The sequence below is a fragment of the Pseudoalteromonas sp. 10-33 genome, from assembly GCF_001469195.1.
Classification (GTDB): Bacteria; Pseudomonadota; Gammaproteobacteria; order Enterobacterales; family Alteromonadaceae; genus Pseudoalteromonas.
Genome location: NZ_LOFI01000012.1, coordinates 284,357 through 305,735 on the forward strand (window position 1 = coordinate 284,357; position 21,379 = coordinate 305,735).

The following is a 21,379-nucleotide window of genomic DNA, read 5'->3' on the forward strand; positions in this document are numbered from 1 at the left end:
ATTAAAGAGTGACTTTTTTAGATTTAATTGATGTAGCCCCTTATTCGTGGGCAGCCATTGGCACCGCCGCTTTTTGCGGTGCCATAATTGGTATAGAGCGCCAGTTACGCGGTAAACCTGTGGGTATTCGTACCTCAGCCTTAATAACGCTGGGCACGTATTTGTTTTTATCGACTGCGTTTAACTTACAAGGGGATGTGATTGATCATTCTCGTGTAGTGGGGCAAATAATTACAGGTATTGGCTTTTTAGGCGCTGGGGTCATGCTTGCAAAAGACGGCGCCGTAGTAGGGGTTACCTCAGCTGCAACCATTTGGGTGCTTGCCTCAATTGGCGTAATGATAGCTACCGACAATTTAGGCGCTGCTATTAAACTTTCAGTGCTGGTGGTCGGTATTTTATATGGTGTAGATGTACTTGAAGCAAAGTTTAAAAGCTTAAGTAAAGGCGTCCATACTAAAGTAAAAAGCTATCAAAAGCGTTACTACCGAAAAGACTTCAACGACATAGAACGCCACTAATTTAGTGGCGTTTTGTTTTAGAATGACTTAAGCGTACATCATGTTTTTAGAATTATAACTAGCCTATTATTCAGCGGATAACTTTTCAATTAAAGTCTAATCATATGCGTGCTGTTAATTTACTTGTATCTAATCTAATATTAATAAATATATTTATGAACAAATAGTTAGCAATATAAAAGGATTTTATGAACCGTCATTCATTCGATAAAACACAAGAGGTAAGAATAAAAGTTCTTCAAGGAATGAGTTTAATAATAGCGTTAGTTGCGCTTGTTGTAGCTTATGTAAATATATTTATTTCAAAGGTTTACATATTAGGAACGATAGAAGTTTTACTTGCTGTGTTTTGTTTTTACACGTATTACAAAACGTGTGTATCTACTTCAAAGGTTTGGCATAGATGGGCGGTAGCCTATGCTTATTTTTTTGTTGTATTTTTAGCTGTTTATATTTTAAAAACAGATGAGGGTATAACGCATTGGATTTGTACATTTCCCATTTTAGCGTATTTGTTATTTGGTAAAAAACACGGGCTTATAAGTAGTTTTTGCTTACTGTTTGCGTCGATGATTCCTTTATCTTCTTTCCTCAGTTTAGGTGGTGCTAATAGTTTGCACTTAATTCTTAACCTTGGCCTTGCGTATATGACTATATGGACGGTTTCGCACATTTATGAAGCGATGAGGTATTCTAACCAAGAAACAATTTTAAATTTGGCACTAAGAGATCCATTAACAAAAGCGTTTAATAGACGTGCATTACAAAGCCGTTTTAGTAAACAAACAGTTATTGATGAGCCTGTATGCGTAGCACTTATTGATATTGATTTTTTTAAAAAAGTGAACGATAAATATGGGCACGACGCAGGTGATGCTGTTTTAACGCAACTAACTGACTTATTTGTAGAACAATTTAAAGAAGATAATGTATTTAGAATGGGCGGTGAGGAATTTGTTGTTGTTATAAATGCTGATCAGCAAGCTGCTTATGACTTAGCAAAGTGTTTAATTAAAACGGTTGAAAGTCATAAGTTTACTTATGAGAAAAACTGTTTAAAAATTACAATAAGTATTGGTTTGGAAGAACTGGTTACTGATTCGTCTGTTGATTTATCTAAAATACTTAAAGCAGCTGACGGTTATTTATACATAGCAAAAAATAACGGAAGAAATTGTGCTGTTTGTAGTATAAATAATTCAATATTAGGTAATTAAAAAAGCGTATTTGTTAGCCAAATAGCTTTCTTCTTACTACTTTTCTGTACTCGCTTGGCGTTTGGCTTAGCACTTTTTTAAACACGCGAGTTAAATGGCCTTGATCGTTATAGCCAACCTCAAGCGCCACTTCTTGAATAGTTAAATTAGACGACGCTAATAATTCTTTAGCACCTTCAACCCGTAATTGCTGCCAATATTCTATAGGGCTTTGATTAGTTGCAAGCTTAAAACGCCGTGTGAAGGTACGGTAGCTTAAACTAAATTGTGCCGCTACTTCTTGCAGGTTTAATTCGCTGGCTAGATTAGTTTTAAGCCAAAACTGAATTTGCGCTATGAGTTCATCTGGGTGGCGGTCAACCGCGCCTTCAAGGTAGCGCTGATCTTCGTAAGGTTTACGTACTTCGTGTGAAAAGTTACGTTCTACGTGCTGTGCAGCGGCTTTGCCGTAATATTGGCTAATAATATGTACAATCACATCGGCAAGGGCATTTAAGCTTGCCACCGTATACATGCGCTCAGATTGGGTTATAAAAAAGTCGGGTTTTAGGCTTACTAATGGGTAGTCGTGGCTAAATTGTTTTGCATAATGCCAGTGGGTTGTAGCAGGGTGCCCATCAAGTAACCCTGCCTCTGCAATTAAGCAGTTACCAGTACCTACACCAATTATATGGCTGCCAGTTTCAAAGCTTTCTTGTAGCCATTCAACAATTTCTTTATTAGTACGAACGACAGGGCGAGGGTTTCGCCAAATGCCGGGGACTATAATTAAATCGTTATATGGTGCGTTGGCAGTCGTGAAGTCGGGAACTATAGCAAGGCCTGTACGGGTTTGTATTGGCTCATTATTTTTAGCAATTAAATTTATACTAAGTGGTCTAAAGTCAGCTGGGTTTAAGTGGCCTTTTGCATAGGCTTCGCCCGCTCTCAGCATTTCAATGGGGAGCGTTAAACTGGTAATAAGTAAGTGTGGGTACACAGTGATTGCAATGTTTAGCGCGGGGTTAAGCGATTTTTTATTCATTTCAATGCTCCGACCAGTACATTTTGGCCTTTTGTGCAGAATATTTGGCTATTAAAGCATAAAGAGTTGTGGTTAATCCAATTAAACTGTTTGCTTCTCCTATAACACGTATTAAAGGTTAATAATGACAGCATTACCCGTAATAGTAGGTATGGGCGGTATAAACGCCGCAGGCCGAACTTCTTTTCATCAAGGTTACCGCCGTATCGTGTTAGATGCATTAAACGCACAAGATCGTAGTGAAACATTTTTAGGCCTCGCCACTTTAATGAACTTGGTAAGCGTTGTTGATGGTAACCTTCAAGATTCAAATGGTAATAATGTTGAGCAAAGCGACATAGAAGCACGCTTTGGTGAGCAAATTATTGCTGGGACGCTTATTCGTAAAATTGAAAAAGAACATTTTGACGCAGATGCCACACCTTGGCAGCAAAAAATGACGTTAAAATCATCTGACGACAACGCAATTGTATTTGAAACGCGCGCTCGCGATTTACCAACGCCGGTTCCGGCGAGTTGGCAGGTTGAAGAACTTGAAGGCAAAAAGGTAAAAGTAACCATAGCCGCAGAGCTAGACGTAAAGCTTGACTCTACCCGTGATAACCCAATTAAATCGGCCGGGCAGTTTCCTACTGGGTTTGATCCATCAATAATGTATAACAGCCGTTATCAGCCACGCGGTTTGCAAGCCACTATATTTGCTGCAAACGACGCGATTAAATCAACAGGCCTTGACTGGCAACGCATAATGAATAGCGTAGAGCCAGATAAAATTGGTACCTATTCAGCCTCTGTTATTGGCCAAATGGACGATAAAGGGTTAGGTGGTTTAGTTAAAGCGCGTCAGCAGGGCGATCGCGTTAGTACTAAGCAATTAGCACTTGGTTTAAACACGATGTCGACTGATTTTATAAACGCGTACGTTACAGGTAATGTAGGTACTACGTTTTCTACCTCGGGCGCATGTGCCACATTTTTATATAACTTACGCGCTGCAGTAAACGATATTCAAGCTGGGCGCACCCGCGTTGCGGTTGTTGCAAGTGTTGAATGCGCTATAACGCCTGAGGTAGTCGAAGGGTTTGGTAATATGAGCGCCCTTGCAAATGTTGAAGGCCTGCGTCGTTTAGATAACTTAAGCAGTGAACAAGAGCCCGATTACCGTAAAAGCAGCCGCCCATTTGGCGAAAACTGTGGTTTTACATTAGGTGAAGGCGCACAAGTGGCCATTCTAATGGACGATGCGTTAGCACTTGAACTAGGTGCAGACATTATGGGCTCAGTACCGGATGTATTTGTAAATGCCGATGGTATTAAAAAATCAATCACCTCACCGGGCCCGGGTAATTACATTACCATGGCTAAATCTGCGGCATTGGCAACAAGCTTATTAGGTAAAGACGCACTACAAAACCGCAGCTTTATTTTAGCGCACGGTTCAAGTACACCGCAAAACAGAGTAACTGAGTCACTTATTTATCATAAAGTAGCGCAAACCTTTGCTATTGATAGCTGGAAAGTAACAGCGCCAAAAGCTTATGTAGGGCATACAATTGCACCTGCTAGTGGCGATCAGTTGGCGATTGCTCTGGGTGTATTTAGCCACAATATTATGCCGGGCATTACGACTATAGATAAAGTTGCTGACGATGTTTATGCAGATCACTTAGATATACGTAATAGTCATTACGATTGCGGCGATATGGACATAGCCTTTATAAACTCAAAAGGTTTTGGCGGTAATAACGCCACAGCTACTGTACTTAGCGCAAAAGTAACAATGCAAATGCTTGCTAAACGCCACGGTGATGAGGTTATGAGTCATTATGCAGATAAAAATACATTAGTTGTTGCGGCGCAAAATACCTATAGAGCACAGGCTGACCTAGGCAAGTACGAATTAGTATACCGTTTTGGCGACGGCGCCATTGACGATAACGACATTGTAATTGGCGAAGACGGGATAGAGCTTCCTGGTTTTGATAAAGCCATCTCGTTTAGTACAACCCACTCCTATCAAGATATGTTTTAAGCACACATACTTGAAACCCAAGGCGCTTTTAAAGCGCCTTTTTTATATTTATGAGTTTATTAGTCTATAGTTAAATTTTGGTTAGTTATAAATATAAGCTTGCATCTTTTTATAATGTTTGTTTCTATAATAGCTACTTTGCGTTCTAGGATGGATAATCAAATGAAAAAACTCTCTATAGCTCTTTCTATAATACCTGCATTAACTTGTGTGCCAGTAATGGCAGATTTTGTACCCGCTGAAGTTGTTAAAGACAACTACAATCAACAAACAAATACATCTTCTCGCGTGTCACGTTTTGAAGGCTTAAATTTAAGTAGTTATGTTGTGAATGAAAGTGGTCAAGTTAGTGATATTGAAATTATAGCTTCTATTGGGCAAGACAAATACAAAAGAGAAGTTGTTGAGTATGTGTCAAAACTAAATTACAAGAGCGCTCAGATAGATGGTAAAGCTGTGCCTAGTGCAAAGCTTATTACTGTAACGTCTCAAAATTTACACTTGGGGTACACTAACGACAAAGCAACGCATGGTTTTTTTAATGATTATGAAAAGGCAAGTAATCTAATTAATGAAAAAAAATTAGACGAAGCGCAAAGTAAAATAATAGAGCTAGAACGCGATCATGCTAAAAATACAGTTGAAATAGTATTACTTTCATGGCTAAAAAGTCAGCATAGCTATTTTACGAAAGATTGGAACGGCTTTGATAAACACATTAAGAATGCATTTTTGTTCAGAGATAATTTACCAGATCAGATAAAAGTGCGAGTGGTAAAAAATGCCCTACAATGGTTTATATCTAAACAAGACTACGTGCGCGCTTATGATGCAATTGATGCCCTAGGAAATATTAAAGCATTTGTTTTTACAGATGAAAATAAACAGCAGTTGTTAACTCAAGTTAATGATATTTATAAAAATTCAGGTGATATAAACCAACAGATAATGATTGAAACAGAACAAGCTGTTATGCCTTTGCTGTCTAAAAGTGAGGTGGTGCTTGAATCAGCAATGCCACTTAGCAAGGTTCAACTGCGCTGTGAAAATAAAGTGGTAAATTACAACACAAGCGCTATTGATAAAATTACTATTTCTAAAGACGATTTACGCTGTGGATTATTAATTAAAAGTGCGCAAGCACAAACGGTCACTTTAAAACAAAGTGGTTATGCTTTTTTGTAAATAGCTAACAAAATAGTCTTAATAAAAACCCCAATAAATGGGGTTTTTATGCTTAAGCTATATTACTTTAATTTTTTTACATACCTGAGCGTTATAAAGTTAATAATAGCCAGCAAAATGGCTACCTCATATCGGTTATTTGCCACAGCAATACCAATTAAACCCATGTTCCATATGCTCGCTGCGGTTGCAGTACCTGATGTTGACTGGTTATTTTTCAAAATTGCGCCACCACCAATAAATCCGATGCCGGTTATAATTCCTTGTAGCATTTTAGATTGTGCTTCAGATGAGTCTAACACCGACATAGCTATAAGTGCGTACCCGCACGATGCAACCGCTACTAAAGGAAATGTTCTTAGCCCAGCCCCATCTTTACTGCGCTCTCTGTCGTATGCCATTGGTAATGCGAGAGCGTAGGCAATGCCTAAGTGAATTAAGTTATCTAAGATTTCGTTCCACTGTAAATCAAATTCCATTGCTATTCTCGATTAAATAAACTTAAGTTACAAAAGCAAGTGCTGCGCCAAATATAAAAACATTAAAAATCAATGCGTTGCTTTTTACGGCAGGTTAGTTGAAAGCATATTTAGTAAAATGTACACATTGGTTTATCACTTTTACTTCATGTGTTTATAGGTGTATCTAAATTGGTTTTACAACTTTTTACAGTCTTAATTTTATAATCGTTTAGTATTTATAAATATTTTAGAGGAGGGGATAATGAAATTATTAGTAACTATTTTAATAAATGTGTTTTTAAGTGGTTGTACGGTGGCAGGAGTTTTAATAGATGGGCATGCTCAAAATAACGAAAAATTAAATCAAAATATGAATAGCATTGCTCGTTCAGATCCTTACAAAGATCCCTTTAAACCCATTGCAAAAGATAGAGAAGGGTTTTCTTTTACAAAATTAGGTTTAAAAATTGATTCTGCATTAGTCGACTTTGTCAGTGTGGAGAATAATCAACAGCGCAAAGTGTGTAGAAAGGTAGGTAAAAGTTTAAAAGAGTGCGTAGAACTAGAGAATCAAGAACTACACACTAACGAGGCTACGCAGTTAAAAACTGACTATGAAATAATAAGTGTTGGTCAATAAAGCTACTGATGAAAAAGTAACTATGGTCGTAACCTTCTTGCATTTCAAGCGTTAACGGGTAACTCTTATCGTGAGCAACTACAACTAGGTTTTGTGGTTTGAGTTGCTCTTCTAAAAAACCATCGGCATCACCCTGCGATACCAGCATAGGTAGGTAATCCGCTTGCTTTGCTAGTTTCATAAGCTCGCAGGTATCGTATTGCGCCCAAAGTGATTTATTGTCACCTAAATAACCAGTAAATGCTTTTGTGCCCCATGGGCAATTTGTTGGGTTAACGATTGGGCTAAACGCAGAGGCACTTACATAGGCTTGTGGGTTTTTAAGTGCAACCATTAAAGCACCGTGCCCACCCATAGAATGACCACTAATGGCTTTTGTGCTGGTTACTGGGAAATGCTGTTCAATAAGCGCAGGTAGCTCACTAACCACGTAGTCGTACATATTGAAATGTGTGTTGTAAGGCGCTTGCGTTGCATTAACATAAAAGCCAGCACCTTGCCCAAAGTCGTAGTTATCATCATTGGGTACATTATCGCCACGCGGACTCGTATCGGGTGCCACTATTGCAAAACCCAGCTCGGCGGCTTTTTTAAACGCGCCTGCTTTTTGCATAAAATTTTCGTCGGTGCAGGTTAAACCCGATAGCCAATAAAGCACAGGGACTTTGTTTTTTTCACTTGCATCAGGTGGTAAAAATACTGCAAAGCGCATAGTGCAATGGGTACTTGTTGCAGCATGGGTATATTGCTTATGCCAACCACCGGCTACTTTTGTACTTGATATATTCTCTAACATAATAATCCTTAAAAGCCGTAAACTTTTTGGTTTTACGGCTTTTTATTAAGTCGTTTACTAAGTGCTTATTAGTAATGAATTACGGTACGAATACTTTTACCTTCGTGCATTAGGTCAAACGCGTCGTTAATTTCCTCAAGGCTCATTGTATGAGTAATAAAGTCGTTTAACGCAAATTCACCCGCCATGTAGCGCTCAACAATTTCAGGAAGTTGCGAGCGGCCTTTAACACCACCAAATGCGCTACCACGCCATACTCGGCCAGTAACAAGTTGGAAAGGACGGGTAGAAATTTCTTGGCCAGCACCGGCTACACCAATAATTACAGATTCACCCCAACCTTTATGACAACACTCAAGTGCAGAGCGCATTACATCAACATTACCAATACATTCAAACGAGTAGTCAACACCACCGTCAGTCATTTCAACAATTACTTCTTGAATTGGCTTGTCGAAATCTTTAGGGTTTATTAAATCAGTGGCGCCAAGTTTAGTGGCAAGGTCAAATTTACTGGTGTTAATGTCTACACCAATAATACGACTCGCGCCTGCCATTTTTGCACCAATAATTGCAGATAAACCAATACCACCCAGGCCAAATATAGCAACGGTATCGCCTTCTTTAACTTTGGCTGTGTTAGTTACCGCACCCATTCCGGTTGTTACACCACACCCTAATAAACAAATTTCTTCTAAAGAAGCTTCTTTGTTTACTTTGGCTAATGAGATTTCTGGAAGGACTGTGTACTCAGAAAACGTAGACGTACCCATGTAGTGATAAATTGGTTGGCCATCTTTAAAAAAGCGAGTTGTGCCGTCTGGCATTAAGCCTTTACCCTGTGTTTCGCGTACTGCTGAGCACAGATTAGTTTTGCCAGATGTACACATTTTACACTCACCACATTCGGCGGTATAAAGTGGAATAACATGATCGCCCACTTCTACACTCGTTACGCCTTCGCCAACTGCGTATACAACGCCTGCGCCTTCGTGACCTAAAATAGCTGGAAATATACCTTCAGGATCTTCACCCGATAACGTAAATGCATCGGTATGACACACACCAGTAGCAGTAATTTTTACCATTACTTCGCCTTTTTTAGGCATCATCACATCAACTTCTTCAACGCTTAAAGGTTGGTTTGGGCCCCAAGCAATCGCCGCTTTTGATTTAATAAATTCAGACATGTGTTTATCCTTAGTAGTGTTATTAATTATCAATTGTAGACCCAATTTGTTTGGGTGATGGGGCTATTGTATTTGTTTCTCATATAATGATAATCTCTTATTTATTAAAACACTTTTACAGTACGGTAATAATGGCGCGTTGGGACGGGATTGACGAATTTATAGCTGTTGGTGAGGAAGGGAGCTTTACTGCTGCGGCAAAAACGCTAGGACTCTCAGTTGCACATATTAGCCGCCATGTAACGGCCCTTGAGCAGCGTTTAAATACCCAACTTTTAACGCGTACTACCCGCAAAGTGGTTCTTACCAAAGAAGGTGAGATTTTTTTACATCAAATAAAGCACTTACAGCATGCAATGGACGATGCTACGCAAGGCCTTGCAACACATCAAACTACGCCTAAAGGAAAAATTAAGTTAACGGCCCCTGTCATGTATGGGGAGACATTTATTATGCCTATTGTGCACAATTTTATGCACGATCACCCCGAAGTAGAAGTTATTGCCACCCTAAGTAACGAACAAGAAGATTTATTAGATGGAGGGTTTGATTTAGCAATACGATTAGGGCATTTAAAAGATTCAAGCTTAAAAGCACGAAGGTTAAGTGCTCGGCGCTTTATAATGTGTGCATCGCCTTCATATTTAAGGCGCTTTGGTGAGCCTCATACATTAGGAGAATTAAATAGCCACCAGTGTTTAATTGGTAACAGTAGCTATTGGCGTGTAAACGAAAATGAGCGTGAAAAACACATTAAAATTGCTGGTAGGCTTCAGTGTAATAGTGGCTGGGCACTTGTTGATGGTGCTAAAAAAGGCTTAGGTATTGTACAGCTGCCTGACTACTACATAGGGAACGAGGTTAACAGTGGTGAGCTTGTGCCTATTTTAACGTCATACCAACCTAAGCAAGAGGGTGTGTGGGGTGTTTACCCGCCGCGTCAGTTTGTAGCCACTAATGTACGTGTATTACTAGACTATTTAGTTGCGGGTCTTAAAGCGTAAATTGTGCTAAATAGATTGCTGAAAAATCAGCCAAGTCTCAGATTTATAAATTATTTCTTACATTTATGGTCATATTCAATCGCGCTAACTTCGTGCTACTATAACCCTACACTTTTAGCATAAATGTTTTAAATAATATGTTTCAACCGGTTAGCTTATTTATAGGACTTAGATACAGCCGCTCCTCTAAAGGGAACGCGTTTATATCGTTTATTTCGTTTTTTTCTATTGCCGGTATTGCTATTGGTTTAATGGCTTTATTTACTGTAAGCAGTGTAATGAACGGCTTTGAGCACAGTTTAAAAACCAATATGTTAGGTCTCATTCCTCATATTGAAGTTGAATCTGGAAACCATAAACCAGATGAAATGTCGGCTCTTAAATCAAATTTAGCTAAATCTCCTTACGTAGAACACGTTAATTTATATCGCCATGGCGAAGCTATTTTACAAACCAATAAAGATCTTCACGGCGTATTGCTGCAAGGCTTATATGACAATAACGGTGCGTTATACAAAGTGACTGACAAAATAGTGCAAGGTAATTGGCAAACAGTACTAAATACAAACTATAACATTGCTATAAGTCGTTATTTAAGTCGAAAACTGGGCATTGGTTTAGGTGATAAACTCCGTGTGATCATGCCAAATGCATCTACTTATACTCCTTTGGGCCGTGTGCCTAGTCAGCGTTTATTTAAAGTTGCAGCAATATACGAAACAGGCTCTGAAATAGATATGGCACTTGCCTTTACAAGTGGGACGTCGCTTCAGCGTGTTTTAAAGTTAAATAAAAATGTTGCCCCAAATTTAAGCGTGTCACTTTATGAACCCTTTGAATTGGATGAATTTACAGACGCGAGCCAACTTATTTTAAGGGGTTACAACTATTCAGACTGGCGAAGCAGCCAAGGTACTTTATTTGCCGCAGTAGCAATGGAAAAGCGGATCATGTCTATGTTACTTGCACTTATTGTGCTGGTGGCTGTATTTAATATTGTATCAGCCTTAACAATGATGGTGAGTGAAAAACAAGGTGAAGTTGCGATACTGCAAACCCTTGGCCTTACCCCATCGCAAGTGCAAAAAGTATTTATGGTTCAAGGGCTTTATAACGGAGTTATTGGCACATTAATTGGGGCTTTTGTGGGTGTACTACTGAGTTTATACATTAATGAACTACTTGAGTTAGTTGGCTTGAATCTACTTGCTGGCATTGAATTACCTGTGAAATTTGATGTGATTAGTTTAGTAATAATTGCGTTTGCCAGTATTGCTATGAGCTTTTTAGCTACCTTATATCCTGCGCGCAAAGCCGCAAAAGTTAAACCAGCAGAGGTGTTGCGTTATGAATGATTTAGTAATTAGTTGTGAAAATTTAAGCAAAGTATACCAAGATGGTAATAACCAAGTAGAAGTGTTAAAAGGCGTTGACTTATCACTTCAACAAGGTGAAATGCTCGCTATTGTAGGTAGTTCTGGTTCTGGTAAAAGTACTCTTTTGCATATACTCGGTACGCTTGATACTGCCACTGCAGGTATTGCTAAAATTAAAAATCAAGAAGTTGCTAAGTTATCTCGTACTGAACAAGCGGCTTTTAGAAACCAAAATTTAGGTTTCATTTATCAGTTTCACCATTTATTGATGGAGTTTAGTGCTGTTGAAAATGTAGCAATGCCACTATTAATAAAAGGTTTAACTGCAAAAGAAGCCAAATTACAGGCGCTCGACATGCTCGAAAAAGTTGGCCTTGCGCATAGAAGTGCGCATAAACCTTCAGCACTTTCAGGAGGAGAGCGCCAACGTGTTGCCATTGCCCGTGCTTTGGTAACCAAACCTGCGTTGGTTCTTGCTGATGAGCCAACCGGTAATTTAGACAAGCAAAACGCAATTAAAATTTATGATTTAATAAACGAGTTAAACCAAAGTTTAAACACCAGTTTTGTAGTGGTTACACATGATTTAGAACTTGCTGATAAACTAGGAAAAATAGCGTATTTAGATGATGGTAAATTAGCAGTAAATGAGTCTAGCCATGTTGCTTAGTGCATTTTTAAGTAAACGGTTTAGAGCATACTCTGGCCATAAAGACGAAAAAAACGGGTTTGTTAGTTTTATTGCTAAGGCTTCTACTGTCGGTATTTTATTGGGAGTAGCTGTATTAATTGTCGCACTTTCAGTAATTAATGGCTTTGAGCAACAATTAGTCCATCGTTTATTAAGCGTAGTACCACAGGTTGAATATGTAGCGCCAAGCCGTCCTATTGCTAACTGGCAACAAAAAATAGCTAATTTAGAAAGTCAGCCGCATGTCACTGGGGCTGCTCCATTTATAGCGGTTAATGGTATGGCACAGTATAAAAGCCAATTAAAAGCGGTTGAAATACGGGGTGTTAGTCCTTTGTATGAGGGTAAGGTTTCTGCAGTGAATCAGTTTGTAACAGGCAAGTTGGTGAGCCAACTATCCACTGAAGAGGTTATTTTAGGCCAACAAATAGTAAAGCAACTTAATGCAGAAGTGGGTGATAATATCACTTTGCTAATACCTCAAGTTGGGCAAACGGGAGGTCAGTTATTAGCACCTAAACGCGTTACGTTGAGCCTTGCAGGTGTTATTGAAATGGGTGGCCCCATTGATAGCACGGCCGCGTTTATACATTTGACAAAAGCACAGCAAACACTTGGCTACGACGAAACCCAAGTGACAGGTTTAAGATTAAGTGTTGATGACGTGTTCTCGGCGCACCAGATAGCGCTTAATGTAGGGCAAACCATTAGCGATTATGTGTATATCTCTAGTTGGTTTAGAACACAAGGCAGCTTATACCAAGATATACAAATGGTTCGTACCATTGTGTATATTGTTGTGTTTTTAATAATTGCTGTTGCGAGTTTTAATATTGTGTCGTCGCTAGTCATGGAAGTGCGTGAAAAAGAAGGCAATATCGCCATTTTAAAAACCATGGGCGCGAAAGACAGCACTATTTTAGCCACCTTCGTAATGCAAGGATTAACGCAAGCATTTGTAGGGGTATTGCTCGGTACTTTCATAGGTGTTGTATTGGCATTAAATATAAGTGAATTATTTGCTTGGCTAAGCCAGTTAATGGGTGCTAATCCTCTTGAGGGCGTTTACTTTATTGAGTTTTTACCTAGTAAACTTGTACTCGAGGACATAGGAATTACAGTAATAGCGACCTTTATACTCGCAGTTTTTGCGACTATTTACCCTGCCTGGCAAGCTACACGAGTCGATCCCGCAAAGGTGCTTGGTAATTAACCTCATTAAAATAATAGGGTCGGGTTTGTAAAGCTGCTAAACTACGCGTTTATATAATGTTGAGCGCTATTGCTTAGCTTTACAATCCCTTACTCAGGAAATTATTTTGACAAATAACGATATTTTACGCCGCCTTCGCTACACTTTTAATTTAACAGATACTGCCATGGTTGATATTTTTGCTGCAGCAGAGGCCACAGTAACTACAGATCAAGTCATTGCATGGTTAATAAAAGAGGGCGAGCAAGGCTTTGTTGAAATTTCAGACACTGAGTTTGCATCGTTTTTAAACGGTTTTATCAACACTAAACGTGGTAAGCGTGACGGCGAACAACCAATACCAGAGAGTAAGTTAAATAATAATATTATCTTTATGAAGTTACGCATTGCTTTAAACATGAAGGCAGAGGATGTAATAGCCACGCTTGCATTGGTTGATTTTGATTTAAGCAAACACGAATTAAGTGCGTTTTCTCGTAAAGTAGACAACAAGCATTACCGAGTGTGTAACGATCAAATACTGCGTTTATTCTTAACAGGCGTTCAGCAGCAATACCGCCCTGAGTAATTACTAATAAATATTTAGTCCAAAAACGTTGTAATAAACAACGTTTTCAGACAGTCATCTTTGAGTGTTTACTAAAATTGTAATTAATCAAACATAGCGATAATATTTAAAGGCAAACTTTATTAGATCAATTTAAATGGCTTAAAAAGCAACCATCACATAAATACAAAAATAGCGGCTTTTAAGCACATTATTTCAAGCCAACGAAAGTATAAAAGGAATTTAAAATGCAATTAATACCCGCAACATTTTATTTTCCGCCTGACAAAGAAAAAGACTTCCAGCATCAACTTAATAAAAGCACCGTTCACTTTGCTAATATAACCTTGTATTTAGCTGCTTTATTTTTAACGATTTTGGTTATTCTTTCGTGGTTGAATGATGAACAATCTACATCCTCTGTTATTAATATTCTTAGGCTTTCGATGGTTTGTTTGTCGTTTGTATTGGTTTATATAAACAATAAATTAAAGGCAAAATACTTACATTATCGTTGCTTTGCTTATGGCATTTTATTTTGTGTTTTATTTGGGTATTTATTTTGGTCCTTTGTTGGGTTGTATGGTTATTTAAACGAGGGAGGGCCTATGCTTGTAGTGGCTTCCCTTTCTGCAATACCCATGCTTCATTTAGGCCATAAACTTATTCTATGGACAATTACGGGGCTAAGCCTTTTAAGTGTTCATTTGTTTTCATCCACGCCAATAATATGGAGTCTTTACTTTTACATTAGTATTGTAATTGTGATGGCGTGTATTCAATATCAACTTGATATACTTTTACGTAAACAATATGAAGCAGAGCTATCAGAAACACAAAAAGCGAATATAGATCAGCTAACAGGGTTGCATAATAGACACAGTTTTGACTCAGAATGTAAACGCTTAATGAATCAAATTAAGCCATCGCAATCGCTAGCGCTTGCTATGATCGACATCGATGATTTTAAAAAATACAACGATAATTACGGTCATTTAGATGGAGATAAAATACTCATTGATGTTGCAAGCAGGTTGCGAAATTGCAAGGCAGATATCGTTGTCAGGTTTGGCGGCGAAGAGTTCATTTTAGTTAAAATTTTAGACCAAAATAACTTAGACTGGCTTGACGACTTACCTATTCGCTTTGCCTCAAGTCCGATAAGCCACGAATACTCAACATTTAAACGTATAACAGTTTCTGCTGGCGTGGTTGTAGCTGATTTTTGCTCCCTTCGTCCGGATATGAAAGTATTACTAGCATCTGCCGACAAAGCGATGTACGCAGCAAAAAATACAGGGAAGAATAAAGTAATTAAAGATTATATATCATAGCGTTGCCCAACATCTGTATTTCGTGGTGTTGGGCAAGTATATGTTATGAAAATGATTTACCTAATAAAATTTCGTGCATTTGCTCGCGCATTTTAAATTTTTGTAGTTTGCCTGTGACTGTCATTGGGTAGATCTCTACAAAACGAATATACCGAGGCATTTTGAAGTAGGCTAACTTGTCTTTTAAAAATGCACGAATTGCCTGTTCATCGAGTGTTGTATTTTCTTTTGGCTGAATCCACGCACACACTTCTTCACCGTATTTTTCATCGCTAATACCAAATACAGCGGCGTCTTGTACGCCGGGGTATGTATAAAGCACCTCCTCAATTTCTCGAGGGTAAACGTTTTCACCACCACGAATAATCATGTCTTTAATTCGCCCAACAATACTTACAAACCCTTCGCTATCCATAACACCTAAATCGCCTGAATGAAGCCAGCCGTCACTATCTATTGTGGCTTTTGTTTTTTCTTCGTCATTCCAATAGCAGCGCATTATGCCTGCACCTTTTGAACATACTTCACCAGGTAAACCTATTTTTTGAATATTGCCCAGTTCATCAATAATTTTAACCTCAGTATGAGCAAGGGCGCGCCCAACAGTGGTTACTTGGCGATCTATTGATGAGTCAGTTTCAGTAATATTATTTATAGGGCTACATTCAGTTTGCCCATAGGCAATTAAAACCTGATGCATATTCATTTGGGTTTGAACTTTACGCATGACTTGTTCAGGACAAGTAGAGCCTGCCATAACCCCGGTTCTAAGTGACCTTAAGTCATATTTATTAAAACTACTGAGCTCAAGTTGGCTAATAAACATAGTGGGAACACCGTGTAGTGCTGTACAGCCTTCTTGTTCAACTACATCAAGTGTTGTTTTTGCATCAAATGCATCACTAGGATAAATAGCTGCAGCACCTTTGGTAATACACAAGAGGCTCCCCAAAACCATACCAAAGCAATGATAAAGAGGAACAGGAATGCAGAGTTTGTCTTTATGTGTAAACCGCATAGAGTCGGCAACAAAAAGCGCATTATTTAAAATATTTTTATGAGTCAGTGTAGCGCCTTTGGGGTTGCCCGTTGTGCCTGATGTAAATTGTATATTTATGTCCTGATCGGCGTTTAAATTAGCCGCTACAGCGTGTAATTCGAGCTGATGGGCGGGTGTAGCTAACTGCATAATATGTGAAAACGAAAACATACCAGGGATGGGATCATTACCAATACTAATAACGTTTTTAAGGCTCGGTAGTACTTTTGACTCAAGCTTACCTGGGTCGGATTGGTTAAGATCTGGCGCTAAACTAGTTAGCATCTCTATATAATTACTGCCTTTAAAACTGTTTGCAGTAATTAAAGTGGAACATTCTACGCTATTTAGCGCATAAGTCAGTTCGCTCGGGCGATATGCAGGGTTTATACATACCATAATGGCACCAATTTTTGCGGTAGCAATTTGAGTTAGGCACCACTGAATGTTATTCGGTGACCAAATTCCTACCCGTTCACCTGGTTTAACACCTATGGCTAATAGCCCCATCGCGAGTTGATTTACTTCTTTTTGAAACTCTCTATAGGTTAAACGGATGTTTTGATGATTGACTACTACCGCGAGCGAATTAGGGTTTTTGTCGACAATAAAATCAAAGTAGGCCCCAATGGTTTTATTGGTTAAAGGTGTATTTTGTGAGCCTTTAAAATAGCTTTGTGACAGCGGTAATGAATTTATTAATTCTATTTCTCTAACCGTTTTGTGGTTTGTATGCATGTGTTATCTCCGTGTCGATGTGTGTGAATTACATAAACTAGGAACTAAATAAACACACATTGTCGACAAAAAGAAGGGTACTTAGACTAATGTATTATAAATGAAGATATATCCACTAAAATAGTAGCAATAAAAAAACACGCCATTTAGGCGCGTTTTTATTTTTAAGATTTTTGAATGATTAAGTTACATTTCGTCGCTTCGGTACGTTTTTTTCATTATGTATACGTAGGCATTAACAAACGCATTTTCTTGATATTTTTTAAGGCCGGTTTCTTCAAACGCAATGGGGATAGGGTTACGTTTCACTTGTTCTTTAATTTCAGTTGTTGAGAACACGCGAACATCTAGGTTTTCAATTAACTGAATAGCGGTTTCCATTTTGAAACCTTTAGCGCTGCCTGCAAATTTACCTTTAGGTTGGCGTTCGCGAATAGCCACAGAGTCAATTTGGTAATCTTGCATTAGTTTTGCAAAATCAAATTGGAATTTGCGCATTATTTCAGTGTCGTTACCATTACCTAAGGTAAAACGTGTTTGGCGCACATCGCGAATGTCAAAAACGTCGTTATCTTTACTTAAAATACAAAGTAGTACGTCACTACCGGTAATTTCTACACCACATGTTCTCATTGCTGTTCTCTAATAAAACTTAATTGTTGTGTATTATACGCAACATCTATTAAATTGCGAGAATAAGCAATAAGACGAAATTTTATTACGCATTTCCAAAAATTGTTATTGTTTTTATCTAAATTTACAAACTTAAGTAAAATAACACCTTTAACAGAGCCTTTAAACTTGTAATTGTTTCTCGCTCACGCGACAATATATTTTTGTAGTTGAGCAGACTCAGCATCTACATCAGCCTGTTTGGCGAAAAATAGTCAATGCTTATTCGTAAGAGCGTTGTCGAGTCATTTTCATTTAATTTTATTTAAAAATACACGTGATACATTGTAGGTGTCACCACTGTATGTAAGGATTTATAATGCCAGTTATTACTCTTCCTGACGGCAGTCAGCGTAGTTTCGAAAACCCTGTAAGTACTCTTGATGTAGCAAATGATATTGGCCCTGGTCTTGCTAAGGCAACCATAGCAGGTCGTGTTAATGGTGATCGTGTTGATGCGTGTGACCTAATTAGTGAAGATTCTCGCCTTGAAATCATTACTGTTAAAGATGACGACGGCCTAGAAATTATTCGCCACTCTTGTGCTCACTTGATTGGACATGCAGTTAAGCAACTTTTCCCAGACGCTAAAATGGCGATTGGTCCAACTATTGATAACGGTTTTTACTACGATATCGATATGGAACATTCTTTGTCACAAGATGACTTAGATGCTATTGAAAAGCGTATGATACAACTTGCAAAAACAAACTACGACGTAGTGAAAAAAACAGTAAGCTGGCAAGAAGCTCGCGATACGTTTGAAGCGCGTGGCGAAACATACAAAATTGAAATTTTGGACGAAAACATTGCAAAAGATGATCGCCCAGGATTATACCATCACGAAGAATACGTAGACATGTGTCGTGGTCCTCATGTACCAAATATGAAATTCTGCCAAAACTTCAAAATAATGAAAGTAGCAGGTGCATACTGGCGTGGTGATTCTGAAAACAAAATGCTACAACGTATTTATGGCACAGCGTGGGGCGATAAAAAGCAACTTAAAGCGTATTTAAAGCGTTTAGAAGAAGCTGAAAAACGTGATCATCGCCGTATAGGTAAGGCTCTAGATTTATGGCACTGGCAAGAAGAAGCGCCAGGTATGGTATTTTGGCATAACGACGGTTGGAGCATTTACCGCGAGCTTGAAGAGTTTGTGCGTGAAAAATTACGTGAGTACCAATACGAAGAAGTAAAAGGTCCTATGATGATGGACCGTTCGTTATGGGAAAAATCAGGTCACTGGGAAAAATATTCAGACGCCATGTTTACTACGGAATCTGAAAAGCGCGAATACGCAATAAAACCAATGAACTGCCCAGGCCACGTACAAATTTTTAACCAAGGTTTAAAATCGTACCGCGACTTACCATTACGTATGGCCGAGTTTGGCTGTTGTCACCGAAATGAGCCATCAGGTGCTTTACACGGACTAATGCGTGTACGTGGCTTTACACAAGATGATGCTCACGTTTTCTGTACAGAAGAGCAGGTAATGGACGAAGTGTCAGCGTGTATTAAGATGGTCTATGATACCTATGAGACATTCGGTTTTGAAAAGATTGTGGTTAAGCTTTCAACTCGCCCGGAACAACGCATTGGCGACGATGAAATTTGGGACAAAGCTGAAGTTGCATTAGCCGATGCACTTAAAGCAAACGACATTGAATTTGATTACCTTCCTGGTGAAGGGGCGTTTTATGGCCCTAAAATTGAATTTACTTTGTACGATTGTTTAGACAGAGCGTGGCAGTGTGGTACAGTGCAACTAGATTTTGCATTACCGGGTCGTTTAGGTGCTACATATGTAGCAGAAAATAACGAACGACGCACACCTGTTATGATACATCGTGCTATTTTGGGCTCAATTGAGCGCTTTATCGGTATTTTGACTGAAGAGTATGCTGGTTTATTCCCTACGTGGCTTGCACCAAAGCAAGTAGTGATTATGAATATCACTGATAAACAAGCACCTTATGTGCAGGAAATTGTACAAAAATTAAATAAACTTGGAATTAGAGCCGCTGCTGACTTGAGAAATGAGAAGATTGGCTTTAAAATCCGTGAACATACATTAAAGCGTATACCTTATTTACTAGTTGTTGGCGATAAAGAAGTTGAACAACAAGAAGTAGCAGTACGTACGCGAACAGGTGAAGACCTGGGTAAATTTAATGTCGATGATTTTGTAGCTAAAATAAGCGAAGAGATTAAAAATCGACAGTAAAAATCGAGCGTGTAGGGCAATTACTAAAAGCCATCTACACGCTTATATTATTGATATTCTTGGAGGAACGTACCATTAGAGGCGGCAAGAAAGGGCAACAAACAGCTCAAAAAAATCGTATTAACGAAGAAATTACAGCTCAAGAAGTTCGTTTAATCGACATCGACGGCGAACAAGCTGGCATTCAGTCATTAAAAGACGCACAAGCTATGGCTGATGCAGCGGGTGTTGATCTTGTAGAGATTAGCCCTAACGCTGAGCCGCCTGTTTGTAAGGTTATGGACTACGGTAAGTTCATCTTTGAAAAAAGCAAAGAACTGAAAGAGCAGAAGAAGAAGCAAAAGCAAATCCAGATTAAAGAAATCAAATTCCGTCCTGGTACGGATGAAGGTGACTATCAGGTTAAGCTTCGCAACTTACGTAAGTTCTTAGAAGCTGGCGATAAAGCTAAAATTACCATCCGCTTCCGTGGCCGTGAAATGGCTCACCAAGAAATTGGTATCGAACTATTAAACCGCGTTAAAGGCGATTTAGAAGACTTAGCAGTAGTAGAGTCTTTCCCAAATCGCGTTGAAGGCCGTCAAATGGTTATGATGATGGCACCTATTGCTAAAAAGTAATTTTTAAGTGATAATGCGCACCGAATTTAGCTCAGGTCTGCAAGCAATATGTAAATATTCACCTGAGTTAACCGGTTTTAAAGTAAAGTTGCAGCATTTTATGTTGGGCTTTCACCGGAACATGGCAGTAAGTTAGGCCTAAAAGTGGAGCTATAGAAATATATCTCACGCCTGCTTACTAATTTAAAAGCAATACAATTGGAGTTATTGCAATGGCTTATAAGCTAAAAAGTCACAGTGGCGCTGCTAAGCGTTTCAAAAAGACTGCTTCTGGCGGTTTCAAGCGTAAACAAGCGCATCTTCGTCATATTCTGACTAAGAAAACTTCTAAGCGTAAGTTACACCTACGTCCTAAGATGATGGTTCATAAAAATGACCATGGTCTAGTTTCACGTATGTTACCGTTCGCTTAATAGGGGTTTTTAGAAATGGCAAGAGTTAAACGCGGCGTTGTCGCACGTGCACGTCACAAAAAAGTTTTAAAACAAGCAAAAGGTTACTACGGAGCACGTTCACGTGTTTACCGCGTAGCTTTCCAGGCTGTTACTAAAGCGGGTCAATACGCTTACCGTGACCGTCGTGCGAAGAAACGTACTTTCCGTCAATTATGGATTGCACGTATCAATGCTGCTTCACGTCAAAATGGTCTGTCTTACAGCCGTTTTATCAATGGTCTTAAAAAGACGTCTGTAGAAATCGATCGTAAGATCCTTGCAGATATCGCTGTTTACGACCAAGTTGCATTCGCAGCGCTTGTAGAAAAAGCTAAAGAAGGCCTAGCCGCTTAAGCTTTTTTATAAGAACTGAAAAGGAGCCCATTGGCTCCTTTTTTTGTGCCTAAAATTTGAT

Annotated in this window: 21 protein-coding genes; 15 read left to right on the forward strand and 6 right to left on the reverse strand. The window is 38.8% G+C overall.

What is annotated here, in order from left to right:
- Nucleotides 1-8: 8 nt before the first annotated feature.
- Together ATS76_RS09105 and ATS76_RS09110 are read left to right on the forward strand one after the other, a co-directional pair.
- Nucleotides 9-521, forward strand: a complete 513-nt coding sequence (locus tag ATS76_RS09105; RefSeq protein WP_058551874.1) for an MgtC/SapB family protein — start codon at nucleotides 9-11, stop codon at nucleotides 519-521.
- A 188-nt stretch (nucleotides 522-709) separates the two neighbouring features.
- Nucleotides 710-1,738: a GGDEF domain-containing protein gene (locus ATS76_RS09110; protein ID WP_058551875.1), complete on the forward strand. Its 1,029-nt coding sequence runs from the start codon at nucleotides 710-712 to the stop codon at nucleotides 1,736-1,738.
- A gap of 13 nt (nucleotides 1,739-1,751) precedes the next feature.
- Here ATS76_RS09110 and ATS76_RS09115 read toward each other — a convergent pair whose 3' ends face one another.
- Nucleotides 1,752-2,762, reverse strand: a complete 1,011-nt coding sequence (locus ATS76_RS09115) for a GlxA family transcriptional regulator (RefSeq protein WP_058551876.1) — start codon at nucleotides 2,760-2,762, stop codon at nucleotides 1,752-1,754.
- A gap of 124 nt (nucleotides 2,763-2,886) precedes the next feature.
- On the opposite strand from ATS76_RS09115, the gene ATS76_RS09120 reads away from it, so the two are divergent.
- Nucleotides 2,887-4,794 (forward strand): beta-ketoacyl synthase, encoded by a 1,908-nt coding sequence (locus ATS76_RS09120; RefSeq protein WP_058551877.1) that lies wholly within the window; start codon nucleotides 2,887-2,889, stop codon nucleotides 4,792-4,794.
- A 162-nt stretch (nucleotides 4,795-4,956) separates the two neighbouring features.
- Complete coding sequence (locus ATS76_RS09125; protein WP_058552016.1) at nucleotides 4,957-5,979, forward strand: energy transducer TonB; 1,023 nt, start codon at nucleotides 4,957-4,959, stop codon at nucleotides 5,977-5,979.
- Nucleotides 5,980-6,041: 62 nt separating this feature from the next.
- Here ATS76_RS09125 and ATS76_RS09130 read toward each other — a convergent pair whose 3' ends face one another.
- The gene (locus ATS76_RS09130; protein WP_006794759.1) at nucleotides 6,042-6,458 is read right to left on the reverse strand and encodes an MgtC/SapB family protein; all 417 of its coding nucleotides are present in this window, start codon (nucleotides 6,456-6,458) and stop codon (nucleotides 6,042-6,044) included.
- Nucleotides 6,459-6,702: 244 nt separating this feature from the next.
- On the opposite strand from ATS76_RS09130, the gene ATS76_RS09135 reads away from it, so the two are divergent.
- Nucleotides 6,703-7,080: a hypothetical protein gene (locus ATS76_RS09135; RefSeq protein ID WP_058551878.1), complete on the forward strand. Its 378-nt coding sequence runs from the start codon at nucleotides 6,703-6,705 to the stop codon at nucleotides 7,078-7,080.
- Here ATS76_RS09135 and fghA read toward each other — a convergent pair.
- Together fghA and ATS76_RS09145 are read right to left on the reverse strand one after the other, a co-directional pair.
- Nucleotides 7,034-7,876, reverse strand: a complete 843-nt coding sequence (gene fghA / locus ATS76_RS09140) for an S-formylglutathione hydrolase (protein ID WP_058551879.1) — start codon at nucleotides 7,874-7,876, stop codon at nucleotides 7,034-7,036. The genes ATS76_RS09135 and fghA overlap by 47 nt on opposite strands.
- A 68-nt stretch (nucleotides 7,877-7,944) precedes the next feature.
- Nucleotides 7,945-9,066 carry an S-(hydroxymethyl)glutathione dehydrogenase/class III alcohol dehydrogenase gene (locus tag ATS76_RS09145; RefSeq protein ID WP_058551880.1) on the reverse strand — a complete coding sequence of 374 codons (1,122 nt, stop codon included), beginning with the start codon at nucleotides 9,064-9,066 and terminating at the stop codon, nucleotides 7,945-7,947.
- Nucleotides 9,067-9,197: 131 nt separating this feature from the next.
- Between ATS76_RS09145 and ATS76_RS09150 the strand changes: the two genes are divergently transcribed.
- The 6 genes from ATS76_RS09150 to ATS76_RS09175 all read left to right on the forward strand — a co-directional run bounded on the left by ATS76_RS09150 (nucleotide 9,198) and on the right by ATS76_RS09175 (nucleotide 15,231).
- Nucleotides 9,198-10,070, forward strand: coding sequence for a LysR family transcriptional regulator (locus ATS76_RS09150; RefSeq protein ID WP_201023499.1), 873 nt, complete (start codon nucleotides 9,198-9,200; stop codon nucleotides 10,068-10,070).
- 137 nt (nucleotides 10,071-10,207) lie between these two features.
- A complete protein-coding gene (locus tag ATS76_RS09155; RefSeq protein WP_058551882.1) occupies nucleotides 10,208-11,425 on the forward strand; it encodes a lipoprotein-releasing ABC transporter permease subunit in 1,218 nt (405 codons plus the stop codon).
- Complete coding sequence (gene lolD, locus ATS76_RS09160; protein WP_058551883.1) at nucleotides 11,418-12,116, forward strand: lipoprotein-releasing ABC transporter ATP-binding protein LolD; 699 nt, start codon at nucleotides 11,418-11,420, stop codon at nucleotides 12,114-12,116. Before ATS76_RS09155 ends, lolD begins: the two co-directional genes overlap by 8 nt.
- The gene (locus tag ATS76_RS09165) at nucleotides 12,106-13,350 is read left to right on the forward strand and encodes a lipoprotein-releasing ABC transporter permease subunit (protein WP_058551884.1); all 1,245 of its coding nucleotides are present in this window, start codon (nucleotides 12,106-12,108) and stop codon (nucleotides 13,348-13,350) included. Before lolD ends, ATS76_RS09165 begins: the two co-directional genes overlap by 11 nt.
- 106 nt (nucleotides 13,351-13,456) lie before the next feature.
- Nucleotides 13,457-13,918, forward strand: coding sequence for a DUF1456 family protein (locus ATS76_RS09170; protein ID WP_058551885.1), 462 nt, complete (start codon nucleotides 13,457-13,459; stop codon nucleotides 13,916-13,918).
- A gap of 227 nt (nucleotides 13,919-14,145) precedes the next feature.
- Nucleotides 14,146-15,231 (forward strand): GGDEF domain-containing protein, encoded by a 1,086-nt coding sequence (locus ATS76_RS09175; RefSeq protein ID WP_058551886.1) that lies wholly within the window; start codon nucleotides 14,146-14,148, stop codon nucleotides 15,229-15,231.
- A 43-nt stretch (nucleotides 15,232-15,274) separates the two neighbouring features.
- Here the strand turns inward: ATS76_RS09175 and ATS76_RS09180 are convergent, their stop codons facing one another.
- Both ATS76_RS09180 and ATS76_RS09185 read right to left on the reverse strand, forming a co-directional pair.
- Nucleotides 15,275-17,008, reverse strand: a complete 1,734-nt coding sequence (locus ATS76_RS09180; RefSeq protein WP_058551887.1) for an AMP-binding protein — start codon at nucleotides 17,006-17,008, stop codon at nucleotides 15,275-15,277.
- A 186-nt stretch (nucleotides 17,009-17,194) separates the two neighbouring features.
- Nucleotides 17,195-17,641, reverse strand: coding sequence for a DUF3010 family protein (locus ATS76_RS09185; RefSeq protein WP_006794749.1), 447 nt, complete (start codon nucleotides 17,639-17,641; stop codon nucleotides 17,195-17,197).
- Nucleotides 17,642-17,999: 358 nt separating this feature from the next.
- On the opposite strand from ATS76_RS09185, the gene thrS reads away from it, so the two are divergent.
- From thrS to rplT, 4 genes are all read left to right on the forward strand, one after another.
- Nucleotides 18,000-19,910 (forward strand): threonine--tRNA ligase, encoded by a 1,911-nt coding sequence (thrS, locus tag ATS76_RS09190; protein WP_058551888.1) that lies wholly within the window; start codon nucleotides 18,000-18,002, stop codon nucleotides 19,908-19,910.
- A 59-nt stretch (nucleotides 19,911-19,969) separates the two neighbouring features.
- Nucleotides 19,970-20,530 (forward strand): translation initiation factor IF-3, encoded by a 561-nt coding sequence (gene infC, locus ATS76_RS09195; protein ID WP_006794470.1) that lies wholly within the window; start codon nucleotides 19,970-19,972, stop codon nucleotides 20,528-20,530.
- A gap of 212 nt (nucleotides 20,531-20,742) precedes the next feature.
- Nucleotides 20,743-20,943, forward strand: coding sequence for a 50S ribosomal protein L35 (rpmI, locus tag ATS76_RS09200; RefSeq protein WP_002960713.1), 201 nt, complete (start codon nucleotides 20,743-20,745; stop codon nucleotides 20,941-20,943).
- Between the two features lie 15 nt (nucleotides 20,944-20,958).
- Nucleotides 20,959-21,318 (forward strand): 50S ribosomal protein L20, encoded by a 360-nt coding sequence (gene rplT / locus ATS76_RS09205; RefSeq protein ID WP_002960711.1) that lies wholly within the window; start codon nucleotides 20,959-20,961, stop codon nucleotides 21,316-21,318.
- Nucleotides 21,319-21,379: the final 61 nt, after the last annotated feature.